The following is a 19,293-nucleotide window of genomic DNA, read 5'->3' as shown; positions in this document are numbered from 1 at the left end:
CTCGATATGACGATGGGGCGCGGATCACATCGATCCGCGCCCCATCGTCGTACGAAGGTACTGAGTGATCCCTACTGGTCGCGGTACATCTCGGCGACCAGGAACGCCAGGTCCAGGGACTGGCTGCGGTTGAGCCGGGGGTCACAGGCCGTCTCGTAGCGCTGGTGCAGGTCGTCGACGAAGATCTCGTCACCGCCGCCCACGCACTCGGTGACGTCGTCACCGGTGAGCTCGACGTGGATGCCGCCCGGGTGGGTGCCCAGCGCCTTGTGGACCTCGAAGAAGCCCTTGACCTCGTCGAGCACGTCGTCGAAACGGCGCGTCTTGTGGCCGGAGGCGGCCTCGAAGGTGTTGCCGTGCATCGGGTCGGTGACCCAGGCGACGGTCGTACCGGAGGCGGTGACCTTCTCGACCAGCTCGGGGAGCTTGTCGCGGACCTTGTCGGCGCCCATGCGGACGACGAAGGTCAGCCGGCCCGGCTCGCGCTCGGGGTCGAGGCGGTCGACGTACGTGAGGGCCTCGTCGACCGTGGTCGTCGGGCCGAGCTTGATGCCGATCGGGTTGGCGATCTGCGAGCAGAACTCGATGTGCGCGTGGTCCAGCTGGCGCGTGCGCTCACCGATCCAGACCATGTGGCCGGAGGTGTCGTACAGCTTGCCGGTGCGCGAGTCCGTGCGGGTCAGCGCACCCTCGTAGTCGAGGAGCAGCGCCTCGTGGGAGGCGTAGAACTCGACGGCCTTGAACTCGGCCGGGTCGGTGCCACAGGCCTTCATGAAGTTCAGGGCGTTGTCGATCTCCCGCGCGAGCTGCTCGTAGCGCTGCCCGGACGGGGAGGACTTCACGAAGTCCTGGTTCCAGGCGTGCACCTGGCGCAGGTCGGCGTAACCACCGGTGGTGAAGGCGCGCACCAGGTTGAGCGTGGAGGCGGAGGCGTTGTACATCCGCTTCAGGCGCTCGGGGTCCGGGATGCGGTCCGCCTCGGTGAAGGCGAAGCCGTTGACGGAGTCGCCGCGGTAGGTCGGCAGGGTGACGCCGTCGCGGGTCTCGGTGTCCTTGGAGCGCGGCTTGGAGTACTGGCCGGCGATGCGGCCGACCTTGACGACCGGCACGGAGGCCGCGTACGTCAGGACGGCACTCATCTGGAGCAGCGTCTTCAGCTTGGCTCGGATGTGGTCGGCGGACACACCGTCGAAGGCCTCTGCGCAGTCGCCGCCCTGGAGCAGGAACGCCTCGCCCTTGGCGACGGCTCCCAGACGGGCACGCAGCTGGTCGCACTCACCCGCGAAAACGAGCGGAGGATACGACTCGAGGTCCGCGACGACAGCGCGCAGAGCCTCGGCATCGGGGTACGAAGGCTGCTGCGCCGCGGGAAGGTCTCGCCAGGTCGCCTTGGCGGCGGGGGCTTGGGTTTCAGCGTTCACGGTCACCTCGTACACATTACGGCGTCATACGTGCCGTCCAGCCCGTTGCCCAATACGTGAGACGGCCGTCTCCCCCGATGTACGCGCTGTGGGTTAGGGTCGGCGGCATGTACGCGCACTCGAACCAGAACTGGTGGTGGCCCGCTTCCGGCGGCCCACACCTCGCGCGTACCCACTGACACGTACGAGTGACGCGAAGGCCGCCCCGAGGGGCGGCCTTCCGCATGTGGTGCGACAGACACCGCGCAGGAGCCCGGGCCGTCCCTCCCTCCGGAAGGACGCCCCACCATGACCACGGGATTCAGCCGCCTGCTCCACGACTCCGCCCCGCCGTTCGCGCTGCTGCGCCGGCGGACCCCGGGCCGTGACCACGACACCGTCGAGGTGCTCGTCGGTCCGGTCCACGAGGTCGAGCGGCTCGCCGACCTGCCCGTCGGCCCGCTGCCCACCCTCGCCCTCGTGCCGTTCCGGCAGATCCGCGAGCGGGGCTTCGACGTACGCGACGACGGCACCCCGCTGAGCGTGCTGGCCGCCGAGGAGGCCTGGGAGGTGCCGCTCGCCGAGGCGCTGGCCGCACTGCCCGCGCACGAGGTGCGGGTCGCGGGCGGCGGCTTCGACGTCGGTGACGAGGAGTACGCGGCGACCGTGGAGCGGGTCATCCGCGACGAGATCGGCCGCGGCGAGGGCGCGAACTTCGTGATCCGGCGCACCTACGGCGGCCGGATCGACGGCTTCGGCCGGGCGGACGCGCTGGCCCTGTTCCGGCGGCTGCTGGAGGGCGAGCGGGGCGCCTACTGGACGTACGTCGTCCACACCGGGGACCGCACCCTGGTCGGGGCCAGTCCGGAGGTCCACGTACGGATGTCGGGCGGCACCGTCGTGATGAACCCGATCAGCGGCACGTACCGCTATCCCGCGGGCGGTCCGACGGCGGATTCGTTGCTCGCCTTCCTCGGCGACCGCAAGGAGACCGAGGAGCTGTCGATGGTCGTCGACGAGGAGCTGAAGATGATGTGCACCGTCGGCGACATGGGCGGGGTCGTCGTGGGCCCCCGGCTGAAGGAGATGTCCCACCTCGCTCACACCGAGTACGAGCTCCGCGGTCGGTCCTCGCTGGACGCCCGGGAGGTGCTGCGGGAGACCATGTTCGCGGCGACGGTGACGGGCTCGCCCGTCCAGAACGCCTGCCGGGTCATCGAGCGGTACGAGAGAGGCGGCCGCGGCTACTACGCGGGGGCGCTGGCGCTCCTCGGCACGGACGCCGCCGGGGGCCAGACCCTGGACTCCCCCATCCTGATCCGCACCGCCGACATCGCCGCGGACGGCGCCCTGCGGGTGGCGGTCGGCGCCACCCTGGTCCGGCACTCCGACCCGGCCGGCGAGGTCGCCGAGACCCACGCCAAGGCCGCCGGGGTACTGGCCGCGCTCGGCGTCCGGAAGGCCGCGCCCCGGCCGGCCTTCGACGGCGCCCGGCTGGCCGACGACCCGCGCGTGCGGGACGCCCTCGCGGCCCGGCGCCGGGACCTGGCCCCGTTCTGGCTGCGGATGCAGGACCGCCCGGCGGAGGTCACCGGGCACGCCCTGGTGGTGGACGGCGAGGACACCTTCACCGCGATGCTGGCGCACCTGCTGCGGGTGACCGGCCTGGAGGTGACCGTACGCCGCTACGACGACCCGGGCCTGCGGGCGGCCGCCGCCGCCTGGGAGGGCCCGGTCGTCCTGGGCCCGGGGCCCGGCAACCCGACGGACGCGGACGACCCGAGGATGCGGATGCTGCGCGCGCTGACCGCGGAGCTGCTGGCAACGCACCGCGGCGGGATCCTGGGCGTCTGCCTGGGCCACGAACTGCTGGCGGCCGAGCTGGGTCTGCCGCTCGTCCGCAAGGCGGAGCCCGCGCAGGGCGCGCAGACCCGCGTCGACCTGTTCGGGGCCGAGGAGGTGGTCGGCTTCTACAACACGTACACCGCGCACTGCGGCGAAGACCTGGCCGCGCGCCTGGCCGGGCAGGGTGTGGAGGTGTCCCGGGACCCGGCGACGGGCGAGGTCCACGCCCTGCGGTCGGCGGCCTCGGGCGTGGCGGGCGTCCAGTTCCACCCCGAGTCGGTCCTGACGCTGCGCGGCGTGGAGCTGGTGCGCGACCTCCTGAGCGGGGTGCGGGCGACGGCGGTGTGAGGGGTGCCCCGTGTCAGGCGGGGCCGGGCACCAGGGTGTTCTCGGAGCGGCGGCCGGCGAGGTAGTCGGCCACGTTCCGGACGGTGGTCTCGATGATCTGGCCCACCGCGTCGCTCGTGTAGTAGGCCTGGTGGGAGGTGACGACCACGTGCGGGAAGGTGACCAGCCGGGCCAGGGTGTCGTCCTCCACCGCCTCCAGGGACTTGTCGAGGAAGAAGACCCCGGCCTCCGCCTCGTACACGTCGAGGCCGATCCCGCTGAAGCGGCCCGCCCGCAGCTCCGCGACCAGGGCTTCCGTGTCGATCAGTCCGCCGCGGCTGGAGTTCACCAGGATCGCGTCGTCGCGCATCGCCTTCAGGGCGGCCGCGTCGATGACGTGGTGGGTGGACTCCAGCAGCGGCACGTGCAGGCTGATCAGGTCCGAGGAGGCGAACAGTTCGTCCTTGTCGACGTACCTCATGCCCAGGGCCGTGCAGGCCGGGTTCTCGGCGACGTCCCAGCCGAGCAGGTTCATCCCGAAGCCGTGCGCGATCCGGGTGAAGGCCTCGCCGATCTTGCCGGTGCCGAGGACGCCCACGGTGCGGCCGCGCATGTCGCGGCCCATCAGTCCGTTGAGCCGGAAGTCGAAGTCGCGGGTGCGGATCGAGGCGCGGACGATCCGCCGGTTCACGGCCATCGCCAGGGTCCAGGCGAACTCGGCCACGGAGTAGGGCGAGTAGTACGAGACCCGCCCGACGGTCATGCCGAGCCGGGCGGCCACGTCCAGGTCGATGTTGTTGAAGCCGGTGGAACGCTGGGCGATCATCCTGGTGCCGCCGGCGGCGAGGATGTGCAGGACGCGGGCGTTCAGGTCGGCGTTGACGCTGGAGGAGACGATCTCGTACCCGGCGGCGATGGGCGCGGTGTCCTCGGTCAGGAAGACTTCGAGGCAGCGGGCCTCGTGCTCCCCCGCGAAGGCGCGCTCCAGGAGCGGCCTCTCGTCGGCGGTCACTCCGAAGGCGAGGATCTCCACGCGTGCTCCCGTACGGTTTGTCGGACCATGGGTCGTCCGTCACGATACGACCCACGGTCCGGCCCCGCCCGGCGACCCAGCCGCTCGGGACCGTCGGGAATCCCGGCCCGTTCAGCCGAAGAAGACGCCGACCTCCTCGTAGAGCGACGGGTCCACCGTCTTGAGCTTCGAGGTGGCCTCGATGATCGGCACCCGGACGATGTCCGTCCCCTTGAGCGCGACCATCTTGCCGAAGTCGCCGTCCCGCACGGCGTCGACGGCGTGCAGCCCGAAGCGGGTGGCCAGCCAGCGGTCGAAGGCGCTCGGGGTGCCGCCGCGCTGGATGTGCCCGAGGACCGTCGTACGGGCCTCCTTGCCGGTCCGCGCCTCGATCTCCTTGGCCAGCCACTCCCCGACGCCCGAGAGGCGGACGTGCCCGAAGGAGTCGGTGGTGGCGTCCTTGAGGACCAGTTCGCCGTCGGTCGGCATCGCGCCCTCGGCGACGACGACGATCGGGGCGTAGCTCGCCTTGAACCGGGAGGTGACCCAGGCGCAGACCTTGTCGATGTCGAAGCGCTGCTCGGGGATGAGGATGACGTTGGCGCCGCCCGCGAGGCCCGAGTGCAGGGCGATCCAGCCGGCGTGCCGGCCCATCACCTCGACGACCAGGACCCGCATGTGGGACTCGGCCGTCGTGTGCAGCCGGTCGATGGCCTCGGTGGCGATGCCCACGGCCGTGTCGAAGCCGAAGGTGTAGTCGGTGGCCGACAGGTCGTTGTCGATGGTCTTGGGGACGCCGACGCAGGGGATGCCGTACTCCTCGTACAGCTTCGCCGCCACGCCCAGCGTGTCCTCGCCGCCGATCGCGATGAGGGCGTCGACCTCGAACTTGGCGAGGTTCTCCTTGATGGAGCGCACGCCGTTCTCCGTCTTGAACGGGTTGGTGCGCGAGGACCCGAGGATCGTGCCGCCCCGGGGGAGGATGCCCCGGACCGCGGGGATGTCGAGCGGCACGGTGTTGCCCTCGACGGCCCCGCGCCAACCGTCCTTGAACCCGACGAACCCGTAGTCGTACTCCTGCACGCCCTTGCGGACGACGGCTCTGATCACCGCGTTGAGTCCGGGGCAGTCGCCGCCGCCCGTGAGCACTCCGACCTTCATGGAATCTCCCTTCGCCATGACGGCCACGCTAGTGGTGACCCAGGTCACAACAAGGGGCCGGGCGAGGGCAATTCAGGTGGAATTACAGGGCGTTGCGTACACGGGTTCACTCGTACGAGGACGTAAGTACGACCTTCGACACCCGGTTCGCGCAATGCGGCGGGTCGGCCGGTCCGCTCAGGCGTCGTCGAGTCCACGCTCTATGGCGTACCGGACGAGCTCCACCCGGTTGTGCAGTTGGAGCTTGCCCAGGGTGTTCTGGACGTGGTTCTGCACCGTGCGGTGCGAGATGACCAGGCGTTCGGCGATCTGCTTGTACGAGAGCCCCTTGGCCACCAGCCGCAGGACCTCGGTCTCCCGGTCGGTCAGCTGCGGCGCCTTGGGCTCGTCGGCGGCGGCCGGGGCGGGGTCGGTCGCCAGCCGCCGGTACTCGCCGAGCACCAGGCCGGCCAGGCCGGGGGTGAACACCGGGTCGCCGGCGGCCGTGCGGCGGACCGCGTCGATCAGCTCCTGGGCGCCGGCGGACTTCAGCAGGTAGCCGGTCGCGCCGGACTTCACCGCCTCCAGCACGTCCGCGTGTTCCCCGCTGGCCGACAGGACGAGGACGCGCAGGGCCGGATCGGCGCCGACGAGCTCCTTGCAGACCTGCACCCCGGGCATGCCGGGCAGGTTGAGGTCGAGGACCAGCACCTGCGGGACCGCGGCGCGGGCGCGGCGCACCGCCTCGGGCCCGTCGCCGGCCGTGGCCACGACGTCGAACCCGGCGGCGGCCAGGTCGCGGGCGACCGCGTCCCGCCACATCGGGTGGTCGTCGACGACCATCACCTTGATGTCCTGGAGTTCGTTCGGCGCGTTCACTGGGTCCTCCCCCTCGGTACTTTCAGTTCCACTTCGGTGCCCTGTCCGGGGACGGACACCAGCTCGGCGCTGCCGCCGAGGTCACGCAGCCGGCCCCGGATGGACAGGGCCACGCCCATCCTGCCCTCGCCCTCCGCCTGGTCCAGCCGGCCGGACGGGATGCCGGGGCCGTCGTCCCGGACGGTGACGATCACCTCGTCGCCCCAGTCCTCCACCAGGATCCAGGCCCGGGCGCCCTCCCCGGCGTGCTTGCGCACGTTGTCGAGGGCGGCCGAGACCGCCGCGGCCAGTTCCCGGGCCGCGGGCACCCGCAGCATCACCGGCGCGCCCGGCTCGGCGAAGCTCACCTTCGACCCGGCGTGCGGGGCGAGGAGCGAGCGCAGGTCCAGTTCGCCGGACCCGGCGTCCGGCTCGTCCACCTCGTACGTGTCGACGAGCGCGCCGAGGGACTCGTCGCGGGAGACCCGTGAGGGGTGCACGAGCCCGCTGGAGACCAGCGTGCGCAGGGCGACCTCCTGCTCCCCGGCCATCCGTCCCAGCTCGGCGGCCTCGCCGCCCAGCTCGGTGCCGCGCCGCTGGACCATGGCGAGGACCTGGAGGACCCCGTCGTGGATGTCGCGGGCCAGGCGCTCGCGCTCCCGGGTGGCCGCCTCGATCTCCAGGGCGCGGGCGAGGGTCGCCTCACTGGCGCGGGCGACCTCGACGACGTAGCCGATCGCGATGGACGCGACCCAGACCAGCAGGACGTTGTGGAGGGTGTCGCGGGTGGGCTCGCCGGCGTGGATGACGAGGTTGGCGGCGGCCACGAAGGACGAGGCGAAACCGGCCCAGCGCCAGCCGCCCTTGATGGCGAAGGCGAGGACCGATCCCGCGGTCCAGATGCTGGGGAGGGTCGGGCCGCCGCCCGCGATCCGTTCGTGGGAGTCGGCGAGCGGGGTGAGCAGGATCCCGGTCAGCGCGACGGTGAGGTCCGCGCCGAGGAAGCGCTTGGTGCAGCCGGCCGCGTTCGCCACCTTCGGATGGGTGGCGAGCGTCCAGACCGCGAGGAGGCAGAGGTAGCCGATCGCGACCACGGGCCGCTCGAACTCCTCGTGGGAGAAGGCGAACAGCAGGACCGCGTAGACCATGGTCAGCAGCCGGTAGGCCGTCAGGGCCTGCCACAGCGGCTGCTCGACCGACATGCGTACGACGCGCTCGCGCTTCGCCATCTCCCCCACCCCCCGCGGGCGGTACGTCCGCCGCCCGCCTACTCCGCGACCCGGTCCTGCTGTTCGCCCTTGTCGGCCTTGTCGCCCTTGTCCGCCTTGGCGGCCTTCTCGGCCTTCTCGGCGTCGGCGATCTGCCGCTTGGCGGCCGTCGCGTAGATGTCGACGTACTCCTGGCCGGAAAGCTTCATGATCTCGTACATGACCTCGTCGGTCACCGAGCGGAGGATGAAGCGGTCCCCGTCCATGCCGTGGTAGCGGCTGAAGTCCAGCGGCTTGCCGATCCGGATGCCCGGACGCATCAGCTTCGGGACCACCTTGCCGGGCGGCTGGATCTTCTCCGTGTCGATCATCGCGACCGGGATCACGGGCGCACCGGTGGCGAGCGCCACCCGGGCCAGTCCACCGGGCTTGCCGCGGTAGAGGCGGCCGTCGGGTGAACGCGTCCCCTCGGGGTAGATACCGAACAGTTCCCCGCGCTCGATGACGTCGATGCCGCTCTTGATCGCGGCCTCGCCCGCACCCCGCGCGCCGGAACGGTCCACCGGAAGCTGGCCGACGCCCTTGAAGAAGGCGGCCGTCAGCTTGCCCTTGACCCCGGGGGAGGTGAAGTACTCCGCCTTCGCGATGAAGGTCACCTTCCGGTCGAGCACGGCCGGCAGGAAGAAGGAGTCGGAGAAGGACAGGTGGTTGCTCGCGAGGATCGCCGGCCCCTCCGCGGGAATGTTTTCGAGGCCCTCCACCCACGGCCTGAAGGCGAGCTTCAGGGACCCGCCGATGGAGAACTTCATTGCGCCGTAGATCAACTCGAAAGCCTTCCTGTGTCTGTCGAACAGACCCTATCCCCTGCCTCCGCCCGGAGCGGCCCTACGACCCTGGTCGGTACCACCCCGGTCGCGTACGGTGAAGTCACACAGCGCAACGCTCCCCGTACTCCCGCGCATCCTGATCGACAAGGAGACTCTGGTGCCCGTCCTCCCTGGAGCAGAGCCGTTCCGCCACGAGGGCGGAGAGGTCGGCGTGCTTCTCTGCCACGGCTTCACCGGTTCGCCGCAGTCGCTCCGCCCCTGGGCCGAGTATCTCGCCGAGCGCGGACTGACCGTGTCGCTGCCGCTGCTGCCCGGGCACGGGACGCGCTGGCAGGACATGCAGCTCACGGGTTGGCAGGACTGGTACGCGGAGGTCGACCGCGCGCTGCGGGAGCTGCTGGACTCCTGCGAGCAGGTGTTCGTGTTCGGGCTGTCGATGGGTGGCGCGCTGACCCTGCGGCTGGCGGCCAAGCACGGGGACGAGATCAGCGGCATCGTGCTCGTCAACCCCGCCAACAAGGTGCACGACCCGCTCGCCGTCGCGCTTCCGGTGGCCAAGCACTTCATCCGGTCGACGCCGGGCATCGCCAGCGACATCGCCAAGCCGGGCTCCGTCGAGGTCGGCTACGACCGGGTCCCGACCCGGGCCGCGCACTCCCTGCGCAAGTTCTTCCACCTGGTCGACGCCGAGCTGCCGCAGGTGACGCAGCCGGTGCTGCTGTTGCACAGCCCGCAGGACCACGTCGTACCGCCGGTCGACTCGGCGCGCATCCTGGCCCGGGTGTCCTCCACGGACGTCACCGAGACCCTGCTGGAACAGAGCTACCACGTCGCGACGTTGGACCATGACGCGGAGCGGATCTTCGCGGACAGCTATGCGTTCGTCGGTCGGCTCGCGAAGAGCGTCGGCAAGGAGGGGGCGGCCAGCGGTGGCTGAGCACGAGGAGTCGTCCGGGGGCGTTCCCCCGCTGGACGAGGAGGCGGCGTGGGCCGCGATCGTCGCCGGATACGGACAGGAGCCCCCGGACCCGCCCGGGGCCCGGCCGTTCCGGCCGATCGAGAACCTGATGCTGCCCGAGGAGGACGTGAAGCCGGCCCCGCCGGCGCCCGCGTCGGACGCGGACCAGGGCCAGGGCCAGGAAAAGAGCAAGGGCAAGGACAAGGGAGCCGACCCGGATCCCCTGCCGCCGCTGGGCAGTTCGGTGGTCTTCGCCCCGGGCGTGGGTGTGGGTGGACCGGGGACGGGTCCTCGGGACCACACACCGGCCGAACCGAAGGACGACGACCTGAGCGCGGCGGAGGAGGGCCACTTCGTTCCTCCGGAACCGGACCTCCCGCCCGCGGACACGACGGCGAAGTTCGCGTGGCTGGCGGTGGTCGGCGGCCCGGTGCTGCTGCTCCTGGCGGTGCTGCTCCAGTGGAACATGACCTGGTGGCTGACCACCCTGGGCATCGGCGGCTTCCTGGGCGGCTTCGCCACCCTGGTGGCCCGCATGGCCCACGGCGACGAGGACGATGACGACGACCCGGGACGCGGCGCGGTGGTCTGACCCTCACCCGCACCCCGCGCCCGAGGGCGCGGGGTGCGGGGCCCTCATCCAGCCCCGCCGGCGTTTTGAGGCGCGGGGTCCGGGGGCGGAGCCCCCGAAGGGGGGCCGGGGCGCAGTCCCGGGAAACGGCGAGAGGGCGGGGCGGGGAGCGGCCCGCGCAGCGCCCGGTACCCGCCCTACCGCGCGGCCGGAAGCCGGAGAACGGCCAGCACCGGCAGGTGATCGGTGGCCGCACCCAGATCGGCGGACGTCACCCCGGGCAACCCCGCCGGCACCCCACAGGCCAGCACCTCCACCCCCCGGGAGGCGAAGACCGCGTCGACGCGCCGATCGGCGCCCGGAACCGCCGGAAAGGTCTGCTCACCGCCCCAGGGAGCGACCGCCCAGCAGTCCTGGAGCGCCCCGGCGAGTCGGCCGAAGGCGGCCCCGCCCGGGGTCTCGTTCACGTCGCCCCCGGCGATCACGTACGGGGCGTCCATCGACCCGACGCGGTCCAGCAGCATCACCGCCTGCCGCATCCGCTCCTCCCGGGCCAACGACAGGTGGGCGCTGATCACCCCGAGGCGGACCGCCCCGAAGCGGACCACCGCCGTGGCGAATCCCCTCCGGTGCCGGCCGGGGGTGAGCGGGAGCAGGACGTCCTCGGTGCGCTCGACGTGGGCCCGCAGCGAACACAGCAGCAGCGGCCCGGCCGCCGTCGCTCCCCCGCCGAGGACCACGAGGTCGCACTTCGCGGCCAGCCTGGCCGCGTGCTTGCGCCAGCGGAAGAACCGCGGGGCCTCCTGGGCGAGGACCAGGTCCGGCTCGCAGGCCCGGATCACCCGGGCGAGGGCGTCCTCGTCGTCGCGCAGTGAGCGGATGTTGTAGGCGAGTACCCGGATGACGACGGAACCGTCGGGCTCCGTAAGGGACTTGGGCGGCAGGTGCGGCGTCGGGTCCATGCCCGCAACATACGCAGCCGCCCGCCGCTCCCCCAAGGGGCGCGACGGGCGGTCATGACGAAGGGCGGGTCAGCCCTGGCGGGCCAGGTCGGCCGCGCCGACGAGTCCGGCCTTGCCGCCGAGCTGCGCGGCCAGCACCTGCGCGTGGGGCCGCCACGCGCCGCCGATCAGCCAGCGCTTGAAGGACTTGCGGATCGGGTCGAGGACGAGGTCGCCCTCATCGGAGACGCCGCCGCCGACGATGAACGCCGACGGGTCGAAGAGGGAGGCGAGGTCGGCCAGGCCGGCGCCGGCCCAGCGGGCCAGCTCGCGGAAGGAGTCGACGGCCACCAGGTCGCCCTGGCGGGCCGCCTGGCTGATGTGCTTGCCCTCGATGCCCTCGGGGGTGCCGTCGCCGAGGGCGAGCAGGATCGCCGCGTTCTCGGGGGTGGCGTTGGCGCGCTGCCTGGCGTAGCGGACGAGGGCGCGGCCGGAGGCGTACTGCTCCCAGCAGCCCTGGCTGCCGCAGCCGCACAGCAGGCCGTCGGGGACGACGCGGATGTGGCCGAACTCGGCCGCGACGCCGAAGCGTCCGCGCCGCAGCTTGTTGCCGATGATGATGCCGCCGCCCAGACCCGTGCCGAGCGTGATGCAGATGACGTCCTCGTGGCCCTGGCCGGCGCCGAAGCGGTACTCGCCCCAGGCGGCGCAGTTCGCGTCGTTCTCGACGACCACCGGCAGGCCGATGCGCTGCTCGACCTTGTCCTTGAGCGGCTCGTGCCGCCAGTGGATGTTCGGTGCGAAGAGCACGGTCGCGCGCTTGTCGTCCACATATCCGGCGGCGCCGATGCCGACGGCTTCGATGGTGTGGTTGCTGCTGACTTCGGCGACGGCGGCGCAGATGGCCTCCGTCACCCCGTCCGCGGTCGGCGGGGTGGGCACCTTGTACGTCTCAAGGATGGTGCCCTCTTCGTCGACCACGCCGGCCGCGATCTTGGTGCCGCCGATGTCGACGCCGATGGTGAGTCCCATTAGTCCCTCGGTTTCCGGTCAAGCCCCGCCACGGCCCACCGTACCCGAGGCGGCCGGAGGATCAGTCGAGATCGATCCGCTCGGCCGGGCCGGCTCCGGGGTCGTCGTCGGGTCCGTGACCGGGGGCGCCGTCCTTGCGGGGGGTCGGCGGGGTGGTCGGCTCGTCCCGCGTCCACCGGCGCTCGTGGCCCTCGACGGCCGAGCGGTAGGCGGCGAGGAGTTCCGCTCCGGCGGCCGCGAGGTGGTCGAAGACCTCGGGATTGCGTTCGACGACGGGCTTGGCCGCGGTCTTGGCCTGGTTGACGAACTGGCGTACGGCGTCCTGTGCGACGGCGCCGACGAGCGGGTTGTTCAGGGAGGAGACCTTCTCGGCCACGGCCTCGAAGAGCTTGAACAGTTCCTCGGCGGCGGTTCCGTTGCCCGGTCCGGCGCCGTCGCGTCCGGCGCGGCGGCGCTCCCGCTCGGCGGCGAGGTCCTCCTCGCAGGCCTTCGCCCAGGCGTCGTCATCGGTGGGACGGTCGGCGGTCTCGCTCATCGCGGACTCTCCTTGCGGGGCGTACGGTGCAGCCACATTCGACCTTACCCGAACGGCGGTACGGCGCTCAGTGCGCCCGTGGCCACAGCTGCGGGTCCGGGGTGAAGCGGACGCGGAGCACGCCGTCGGTGAGGCCGGCGCCGGACACGGTGCAGCGGCGCAGCACCGAGGGCAGCGGAACGATCCTGCGGTGGGGGCCCACCGCGAGGAGCAGCTCGTCCCCGCGCCGGATCAGGTCGAGCTCGCTCTTGCGGGCGCGGGGCAGCGGCACCGCCCAGACCAGCACCCCGTCCTCGGTCCGCCGGTCCTCGACGCTCCAGTGCGGGCGGCCGGGGGCGGCCGGCGGGTCGAGCGGGCCCGCGGCGGCGAGGGCGGCCAGCTGCTCGGAGCCGCGCGGCTCCCGGCCCGGGTGGGGCAGGGCGACGACGGGGAGGTACCGGGCCCACTCCTCGCGGTACTCGTCCTGCCGGGCTGCGATGCCCGCGACCCAGGGGTCGGCGGAGTCCCGGGGGGCGAGCCGGTTGGCCACCAGGTCGGTGACGGGCAGCTGGTGCAGGGCGAGGCCGAGGAGGCCGGTGCGCAGGGCGTCGTCCGCTGCGGCCCCGGGCTCGGCGACGACGCGGACGGCCGTGTCGGCCGCCTCGACGACGGCCTGGACGGCGGCGAGCTCCTCGTCCCAGCGGGCGGCGGCCTCGTAGAGCCACCGGGCGGGCATCGGGACGCCGGCGAGCTGGGCCAGTACGGGGCGCAGGGCGCGGGCGGCCTGCCGTTCGGCGGGCAGCAGCCGGGCCAGGTACCTCCGCAGCTGCGCGGGGAGGGCGAGGGTGGTCACGGTCTGGTGCAGCGGGGGCATGTCCACGACGACGAGGTCGGTCGCGGGTGCGGCGGCGGCCCGGCGCAGGGCGCGGAGCAGGGCGAACTGTTCGGCGCCGGGCAGTTCGGTGAGTTCCTCGGCGCCGAGCGGGCGTCCGCCGAGCATGCCGATGAGGGAGGCTCCGCGTTCCTGGAGGGCGGCGAGCTCGGCGCGGAACTCCTCGCCGGAGTCGATGCCGGCGAACCGCACCCCGGGAACCGTACCGGGGTCTGCCGCCGGGTCCCCGGAGAGCAGCAGCACCCGCTGTCCGGCGCGGGCCGCGGCGAGCGCGGTCGCGGCGGCGACGGTGGTCCGCCCCGCCCCGCCGGGGCCGGTGATCAGCAGGGTGCGGGGCATGGTTCTCCTCGTGCACGGGGCCGCAAGGCCACCGGGGGGGATGGTCCGGCAACGGGACCGGCCCCTCGGGCCGTAGCACCGACCTGCCGGCCCGACGGACGGAGTCCGGCGCGGAGCCCGGGCCGCCCGACCGGCCGAGCGCCCGGCGGCGCCCCGTGCGGGCGGCGCGTCAGGGCGTCGGCGGGTTCGGGGCCGGGTCACCGTCGGGGTCAGGCGGATTCGACGCGCTTCTTCAGGCCCGCCAGCGCGCGGTCGATGATGACCTTCTCCGCCTTGCGCTTGATCATGCCCAGCATCGGGATCTTGACGTCCACGGTCAGCTGGTAGGTCACCTCGGTACGGCGGCCGCCGTCCAGCGGTGCCAGCCGGTACGAACCGTCGAGCTGGCGCAGCATCTGGGACTTGTCCAGCGTCCAGCTGACCTCGTCCGAGCCCTTCCAGGAGTAGGCGAGGGTGTGGTCGTCCTTGATCGCGCCCGCGTCGAGCAGCAGGCGCACCTTCTCGGCCCGGCCCTCGGCGTCGGTGGCGAGCACCTCGGCCTCCTTCACCTCGCCGGTCCACTCGGGGTAGCGGGCGAAGTCGGCGATCACGGCCATGACGTCGGCCGGCGAGGCTTCGATCGTGATGCTTGAGCTGGTGTGTTCCGCCATCGCGGTCGCTCCTCCGGGGACTGTTCGACAAGTGTGCGGGAGGCCTCCGGCCGCCGCGTGAAGGCTACCGCGCGTGTGGGTGCGGCCACTCCAGCACCTCCCGTCACCTCGTGGGCGGTGCGGAGTTCACCATTCCAGGACCCACGGCCGCCCGGTCGAGGCGAAGTGGCCCACGTTCACGCATTCCGTGCCGCCGATCCGCATGCGCCGGACCAGGGGCTGGTGGACGTGCCCGAAGAGCGCGTACCGCGGTTTGGTGCGGCGGATCGCGGCCAGCAGGGCCTCGCTGCCGCGTTCGAAGCGGCGTGCCACGGTGTCGTAGCAGAGCTCGGGGACCTCGGGCGGGATGTGCGAGCACAGCACGTCGACCTCGCCCAGAGCCTCCACCTTGGCGGCGTACTCCTCCTCGGACACCTCGTAGGGCGTGCGCATCGGCGAGGGCAGGCCGCCGCCGACGAAGCCGAAGACGCGGCCGCCGATCTCCACGCGCCGGCCGTCGAGGATGGTCGTGCCGGGGCCCGCGTACTCGGGCCACAGCGACGGGACGTCGACGTTGCCGTAGGTGGCGTACGTCGGGGAGGGGAAGGCCGCGAACATCTGTGCGTACTGGCGTCGCACGGCTTCCTCGATCAGGCGGTCCCGGTCCAGCCCGGCCCACAGCCGGCGGCCGAAATCGCGTGCCTCGCCGAACTTCCGGGCCGTGCGCAGCTCCACGATGCGGTGGGCGTTCTCGACGCCGAACAGGTCGGGGAAGATGCCGCGCGAGTGGTCGGCGTAGTCGAGGAAGAGCACCAGGTCACCGAGACAGATCAGGGCGTCGGCGCCGTCCTTGGCCCGACCGAGCGCCTCGACGTTGCCGTGGACGTCGCTGACGACGTGGACCCTCGTACGACTCCTGCTGCCACCCATGCCGACACCCTAGGGGCGACCGGGCCCGACGGGTAGAGCGGTTCCGGAAGCCTGCCGGACCTGCGGTTACTTCCTAGTCGCAAACAGGGTCGACTACTGTCGGCATCGCCGATACCGGGCGTGCGTCGTTCTGGCAATGTCTGACGATGTACAGAATGTGACGCACGGAACATCTGGCCGGTTCCCTCTATCCGGAACCCACTACCGGTGGGTAACGTCCGGTCGGTCCACACGGTGGCGATGGCGCCCAGAGGAGCAGCAGTCTTGCGCGAGTTCAGCCTTCCGGCTCTGTACGAGGTCCCGTCGGACGGGAACCTGACGGATCTCATCCGCCGCAACGCCGCTCAGCATCCAGACACCGCCGTCATGAGCCGCAAGGTGGACGGTCGGTGGCAGGACGTGACCGCGACGGAGTTCCTCGCCGAGGTGCGGGCGGCCGCCAAGGGTCTGATGGCGGCGGGGATCCAGCCGGGCGACCGCGTCGCCCTGATCTCCCGCACCCGCTACGAGTGGGTCCTGTTCGACTTCGCGATCTGGAGCGCGGGCGCGGTCACCGTCCCCGTGTACGAGACCAGCTCCCCCGAGCAGATCCAGTGGATCCTCGGCGACTCCGGCGCCGCCGCGGCGATCGTCGAGAGCCCGGGCCACAGCGCGGCCGTGGCCGCGCTGCGCGACCGGCTGCCGGAGCTGCGCGAGGTCTGGGAGATCGAGCAGGGCGCCCTGGAGGCGCTGAAGGCCGCGGGCGCCAAGATCACCGACGCCGAGGTCGACGAGCGCAGCGGTCTGGCGAACGCCGACGACCCGGCGACCATCGTCTACACCTCGGGCACGACCGGCCGCCCCAAGGGCTGCGTGCTCTCCCACCGCAACTTCTTCGCCGAGTGCGGCAACGCGGTCGAGCGGCTGAGCCCGCTGTTCAAGACCGGCGAGTGCTCGGTGCTGCTGTTCCTGCCGGCCGCGCACGTGTTCGGGCGCCTGGTGGAGGTGGCGGCCGTGCTGGCGCCGATCCGGCTGGGCTGCGTACCGGACATCAAGAACCTCACCGACGAGCTGCAGTCCTTCCGGCCGACGCTGATCCTCGGCGTCCCGCGCGTCTTCGAGAAGGTCTACAACTCGGCTCGCGCCAAGGCACAGGCCGACGGCAAGGGCAAGATCTTCGACGCGGCCGCCGAGACGGCGATCGCGTACAGCCGGGCGCTGGACACCCCGCGCGGGCCGTCCTTCGGGCTGAAGCTCAAGCACAAGCTCTTCTCCAAGCTCGTCTACAGCAAGCTGCACGCGGTGCTCGGCGGACGCGGCGAGTACGCGATCTCCGGCGGCGCCCCGTTGGGCGAGCGGCTCGGGCACTTCTTCCGCGGCATCGGTTTCACGGTGCTGGAGGGCTACGGCCTGACCGAGTCCTGCGCGGCCACCACCTTCAACCCGTGGGACAAGCAGAAGATCGGTACGGTCGGCCAGCCGCTGCCGGGCTCCGTGGTGCGCATCGCGGACGACGGCGAGGTGCTGCTGCACGGCGAGCACGTCTTCACCGGGTACTGGAAGAACGAGGCGGCGACCGCCGAGGCGCTCACCGACGGCTGGTTCCACACCGGCGACGTCGGCACCCTCGACGAGGACGGCTACCTCGCGATCACCGGACGCAAGAAGGAACTCATCGTCACGGCCGGCGGCAAGAACGTGGCGCCCGCGGTGATCGAGGACCGGATCCGCGCCCACGCGCTGGTCGCGGAGTGCATGGTGGTCGGCGACGCGCGGCCGTTCGTGGCCGCGCTGGTCACCATCGACGAGGAGTTCCTCGGCCGCTGGGCCGCGGAGAACGGCAAGCCCGCGGGCGTGACGGCGGCGGAGCTGCGCGAGGACGCGGACCTGATCGCCGCCGTCCAGCAGGCGGTGGACGACGGCAACGCCGCGGTTTCCAAGGCGGAATCGGTGCGGAAATTCCGCATTCTTCCCTCCCAGTTCACGGAGGAGTCGGGCCACATCACGCCGTCGCTGAAGCTCAAGCGGAACGTGGTGGCGAAGGACTTCGCGGACGAGATCGAGAACCTGTACCGGGCCTGACGGGTCCGGAAGGGGCGGCGGCCCAGCGCGGGTCCTCGGTGAGGATCCGCGCCATGTTCCGCTCCGCGAGGGCCGTGATCGTCACGAACGGGTTCACCCCGAGCGAGCCCGGGACGAGGGACCCGTCGACCACGTAGAGGCCCTGGTAGCCCTTGGCGCGGCCGTACGTGTCCGTCGCGCGGCCGAGCACGCAGCCGCCGAGCGGGTGGTAGGTGAAGTCTCCGGCGAAGGCCCGGTTGCCGCCGAAGAGGTCGTGCCGGTACACGGTGAGGTTCCTGCGGTTGATGCGGTCGAAGAGGTTCTTGGCCGCGTTCAGGGACGGGTCGCCCTGTTCCCGGCGCCACTGGAGCCGCGCGGAGTCGGTGGCGGCGTCGTAGGTGAAGTGCCCGCGTTCCGGGTTCTTCGTGATGGCCAGGTACATCGAGATCCAGTGCTCGAAGCCCATGGGCAGCGGGGCGATCTCGGCGAAGACCGGGTTGGCCGCGTTGTCCCAGTCGTCGATGCCGAGGGCGGGCATGGTGGCCTGGTTGGCGCCGACCGTGTCCCAGATGTGGTTGGCGCGGGCGGTCATGACGTTGCCGTTGGGGCCCCAACCGAGCCCGACCTGGTCGTTCAGGGCGGGCAGGGTGCCGGTTTCGCGGGCGCGCAGCAGGATCTCGGTCGTGCCGAGGCTGCCGGCGCCGAGGAAGAGTTGGCGACAGCCCAGTTCGCGGACCTGCGTGACGCGGCCGCTGAGGTCGCTGGTCCGGACGGTGAGGACGTATCCGCCCGCCGGGTCGGTTCGGACCCCGACGACGCGCTGCATGGTCTCGATGGTGACGTTGCCGGTGCCGAGGGCGGCGGCGAGGTAGGTCTTGTCGACGCTCTTCTTGCCGTGGTTGTTGCCGTAGATGACCTCGCCCGCGAGCGCGGAGCGGGGGGCGGTGCCCGCGGCCTCGCGCTTCATGTGGTCGAAGTCGTAGACGTTGGGCACGAACACGGTCTTCAGGCCGGTGTTGTGGGCGTGTTTCCGTGAGGTCCGGGCGAATCGGTACCACTCGGTGGACTCGAACCAGGCCGGGTCGATGTCGTTGACGCCGAGCATGGCTCGGGCGCGCGGGTAGTAGGTGCCGTACATCTCGTCGGCGTCGACCTGGGGCAGCACCTCGGAGAAGTACGAGCGGCGCGGGGTCGGCGCCATGCCGCCGTTGACCAGGGAACCGCCGCCGACGCCGCGTCCCACGTACACGGACATGTCGCCGTAGTTCACCCGGTCCAGGACGCCCGGGTAGGGGCTGATGTCGCGGTTGACCACGTCGAGCCAGAGGAACTGGGCGAGCGGGGCCTCGGTGCGGGTGCGGAACCACATGGAGCGGTGGTCGGGCGTCGAGGTGGCGGGGAAGACCTTGCCGTCGGGCCCGGGGGTGTCCCACAGCCGCCCCATTTCCAGGACGACGGTGCGGACGCCGGCCTGCCCGAGCCGGAGGGCCGCGACGGCGGATCCGTAGCCGGATCCGACGACGATGGCGGGGGCGTACCGGGCGGGTGGCGGCTCGGCGCCCGCGGCGGCGGCCGGACCGATGCGGGTGAGGCCGAGCGCCGCGGCGGCCTGGAGGGCGCCGAGCCCCAGGACATGACGACGCGTCAGGTTGGGTGTCATGGCCGCATCATGAGCGGATTCCGCCCAACCGGCCATAACCCGCGCTGACACGCTTCTGAGTGACAGTCGGACATGGCTCGACCGTATGCGGACCCCGGTGGTGCCCGCCCGATTCGCCGGACTCCGCCCGCGACGGGCCCCTCACGGGCGATAATCCCCCTCCGCACGGA

General features: G+C 71.9%; 17 protein-coding genes. 4 read left to right on the top strand and 13 right to left on the bottom strand.

All coding sequences use genetic code 11. The features are described from left to right. Positions 1–71 precede the first annotated feature (71 nt). Entirely contained in the window at positions 72–1,427 is a 1,356-nt protein-coding gene (locus tag NOD94_RS05925) for a 3-deoxy-7-phosphoheptulonate synthase class II (RefSeq protein WP_281204635.1), read from the bottom strand. Between the two features lie 282 nt (positions 1,428–1,709). On the opposite strand from NOD94_RS05925, the gene NOD94_RS05920 reads away from it, so the two are divergent. Continuing rightward, positions 1,710–3,593 carry an anthranilate synthase family protein gene (locus tag NOD94_RS05920; RefSeq protein WP_281204634.1) on the top strand — a complete coding sequence of 628 codons (1,884 nt, stop codon included), beginning with the start codon at positions 1,710–1,712 and terminating at the stop codon, positions 3,591–3,593. Positions 3,594–3,606: 13 nt separating this feature from the next. Here NOD94_RS05920 and NOD94_RS05915 read toward each other — a convergent pair whose 3' ends face one another. The 5 genes from NOD94_RS05915 to NOD94_RS05895 form a co-directional block, all read right to left on the bottom strand. After that, positions 3,607–4,605, bottom strand: coding sequence for a 2-hydroxyacid dehydrogenase (locus tag NOD94_RS05915; protein WP_281204632.1), 999 nt, complete (start codon positions 4,603–4,605; stop codon positions 3,607–3,609). Between the two features lie 111 nt (positions 4,606–4,716). Continuing rightward, complete coding sequence (locus tag NOD94_RS05910) at positions 4,717–5,745, bottom strand: 6-phosphofructokinase (protein WP_281204667.1); 1,029 nt, start codon at positions 5,743–5,745, stop codon at positions 4,717–4,719. Between the two features lie 177 nt (positions 5,746–5,922). Beyond that, positions 5,923–6,567 carry a response regulator transcription factor gene (locus NOD94_RS05905; protein WP_281204666.1) on the bottom strand — a complete coding sequence of 215 codons (645 nt, stop codon included), beginning with the start codon at positions 6,565–6,567 and terminating at the stop codon, positions 5,923–5,925. Between the two features lie 32 nt (positions 6,568–6,599). Next, the gene (locus tag NOD94_RS05900; RefSeq protein WP_281204631.1) at positions 6,600–7,811 is read right to left on the bottom strand and encodes a DUF5931 domain-containing protein; all 1,212 of its coding nucleotides are present in this window, start codon (positions 7,809–7,811) and stop codon (positions 6,600–6,602) included. 38 nt (positions 7,812–7,849) lie between these two features. Then, a complete protein-coding gene (locus tag NOD94_RS05895) occupies positions 7,850–8,599 on the bottom strand; it encodes a lysophospholipid acyltransferase family protein (protein ID WP_281204665.1) in 750 nt (249 codons plus the stop codon). A gap of 175 nt (positions 8,600–8,774) precedes the next feature. On the opposite strand from NOD94_RS05895, the gene NOD94_RS05890 reads away from it, so the two are divergent. Both NOD94_RS05890 and NOD94_RS05885 read left to right on the top strand, forming a co-directional pair. Next, positions 8,775–9,554, top strand: a complete 780-nt coding sequence (locus NOD94_RS05890; RefSeq protein ID WP_281204630.1) for an alpha/beta fold hydrolase — start codon at positions 8,775–8,777, stop codon at positions 9,552–9,554. Further along, on the top strand, positions 9,547–10,167 hold the full coding sequence (locus NOD94_RS05885; protein WP_281204629.1) for a hypothetical protein: 621 nt from the start codon (positions 9,547–9,549) through the stop codon (positions 10,165–10,167). The genes NOD94_RS05890 and NOD94_RS05885 overlap by 8 nt, the downstream gene beginning before the upstream one ends. A gap of 176 nt (positions 10,168–10,343) precedes the next feature. Here NOD94_RS05885 and NOD94_RS05880 read toward each other — a convergent pair whose 3' ends face one another. The 6 genes from NOD94_RS05880 to NOD94_RS05855 form a co-directional block, all read right to left on the bottom strand. Further along, the gene (locus NOD94_RS05880; protein ID WP_281204628.1) at positions 10,344–11,108 is read right to left on the bottom strand and encodes an endonuclease/exonuclease/phosphatase family protein; all 765 of its coding nucleotides are present in this window, start codon (positions 11,106–11,108) and stop codon (positions 10,344–10,346) included. A gap of 69 nt (positions 11,109–11,177) precedes the next feature. Then, positions 11,178–12,119, bottom strand: coding sequence for an ROK family glucokinase (locus NOD94_RS05875; RefSeq protein WP_281204627.1), 942 nt, complete (start codon positions 12,117–12,119; stop codon positions 11,178–11,180). A 61-nt stretch (positions 12,120–12,180) separates the two neighbouring features. Continuing rightward, positions 12,181–12,654, bottom strand: coding sequence for a DUF5304 domain-containing protein (locus NOD94_RS05870; RefSeq protein WP_281204626.1), 474 nt, complete (start codon positions 12,652–12,654; stop codon positions 12,181–12,183). Positions 12,655–12,721: 67 nt separating this feature from the next. Then, complete coding sequence (locus NOD94_RS05865; protein WP_281204625.1) at positions 12,722–13,864, bottom strand: ArsA-related P-loop ATPase; 1,143 nt, start codon at positions 13,862–13,864, stop codon at positions 12,722–12,724. 209 nt (positions 13,865–14,073) lie between these two features. After that, positions 14,074–14,514, bottom strand: coding sequence for an SRPBCC family protein (locus tag NOD94_RS05860; RefSeq protein WP_281204624.1), 441 nt, complete (start codon positions 14,512–14,514; stop codon positions 14,074–14,076). A gap of 126 nt (positions 14,515–14,640) precedes the next feature. Beyond that, on the bottom strand, positions 14,641–15,423 hold the full coding sequence (locus tag NOD94_RS05855; RefSeq protein ID WP_281204622.1) for a metallophosphoesterase: 783 nt from the start codon (positions 15,421–15,423) through the stop codon (positions 14,641–14,643). A gap of 264 nt (positions 15,424–15,687) precedes the next feature. On the opposite strand from NOD94_RS05855, the gene NOD94_RS05850 reads away from it, so the two are divergent. Continuing rightward, positions 15,688–17,484, top strand: a complete 1,797-nt coding sequence (locus tag NOD94_RS05850) for an AMP-dependent synthetase/ligase (RefSeq protein ID WP_281204621.1) — start codon at positions 15,688–15,690, stop codon at positions 17,482–17,484. Here NOD94_RS05850 and NOD94_RS05845 read toward each other — a convergent pair. Continuing rightward, positions 17,423–19,123, bottom strand: coding sequence for a GMC oxidoreductase (locus tag NOD94_RS05845; protein WP_281204620.1), 1,701 nt, complete (start codon positions 19,121–19,123; stop codon positions 17,423–17,425). The genes NOD94_RS05850 and NOD94_RS05845 overlap by 62 nt on opposite strands. Between the last annotated feature and the right edge of the window lie 170 nt (positions 19,124–19,293).

It is taken from the genome of Streptomyces sp. Isolate_45 (assembly GCF_024721315.2).
GTDB lineage: Bacteria > Actinomycetota > Actinomycetes > Streptomycetales > Streptomycetaceae > Streptomyces.
The sequence above is the reverse complement of the archived record's forward strand: the minus strand, read 5'-3'. Positions and strand labels throughout refer to the sequence as shown.

Coding starts and splice junctions, on each gene's coding strand:
- NOD94_RS05920 (WP_281204634.1), top strand. CDS start 1,710: ATGACCACGGGATTCAGCCGCCTGCTCCACGACTCCGCCCCGCCGTTC.
- NOD94_RS05910 (WP_281204667.1), bottom strand. CDS start 5,745: ATGAAGGTCGGAGTGCTCACGGGCGGCGGCGACTGCCCCGGACTCAAC.
- NOD94_RS05905 (WP_281204666.1), bottom strand. CDS start 6,567: ATGGTCGTCGACGACCACCCGATGTGGCGGGACGCGGTCGCCCGCGAC.
- NOD94_RS05900 (WP_281204631.1), bottom strand. CDS start 7,811: ATGGCGAAGCGCGAGCGCGTCGTACGCATGTCGGTCGAGCAGCCGCTG.
- NOD94_RS05895 (WP_281204665.1), bottom strand. CDS start 8,599: ATGAAGTTCTCCATCGGCGGGTCCCTGAAGCTCGCCTTCAGGCCGTGG.
- NOD94_RS05880 (WP_281204628.1), bottom strand. CDS start 11,108: ATGGACCCGACGCCGCACCTGCCGCCCAAGTCCCTTACGGAGCCCGAC.
- NOD94_RS05875 (WP_281204627.1), bottom strand. CDS start 12,119: ATGGGACTCACCATCGGCGTCGACATCGGCGGCACCAAGATCGCGGCC.
- NOD94_RS05870 (WP_281204626.1), bottom strand. CDS start 12,654: ATGAGCGAGACCGCCGACCGTCCCACCGATGACGACGCCTGGGCGAAG.
- NOD94_RS05865 (WP_281204625.1), bottom strand. CDS start 13,864: ATGCCCCGCACCCTGCTGATCACCGGCCCCGGCGGGGCGGGGCGGACC.
- NOD94_RS05860 (WP_281204624.1), bottom strand. CDS start 14,514: ATGGCGGAACACACCAGCTCAAGCATCACGATCGAAGCCTCGCCGGCC.
- NOD94_RS05855 (WP_281204622.1), bottom strand. CDS start 15,423: ATGGGTGGCAGCAGGAGTCGTACGAGGGTCCACGTCGTCAGCGACGTC.
- NOD94_RS05845 (WP_281204620.1), bottom strand. CDS start 19,123: ATGACACCCAACCTGACGCGTCGTCATGTCCTGGGGCTCGGCGCCCTC.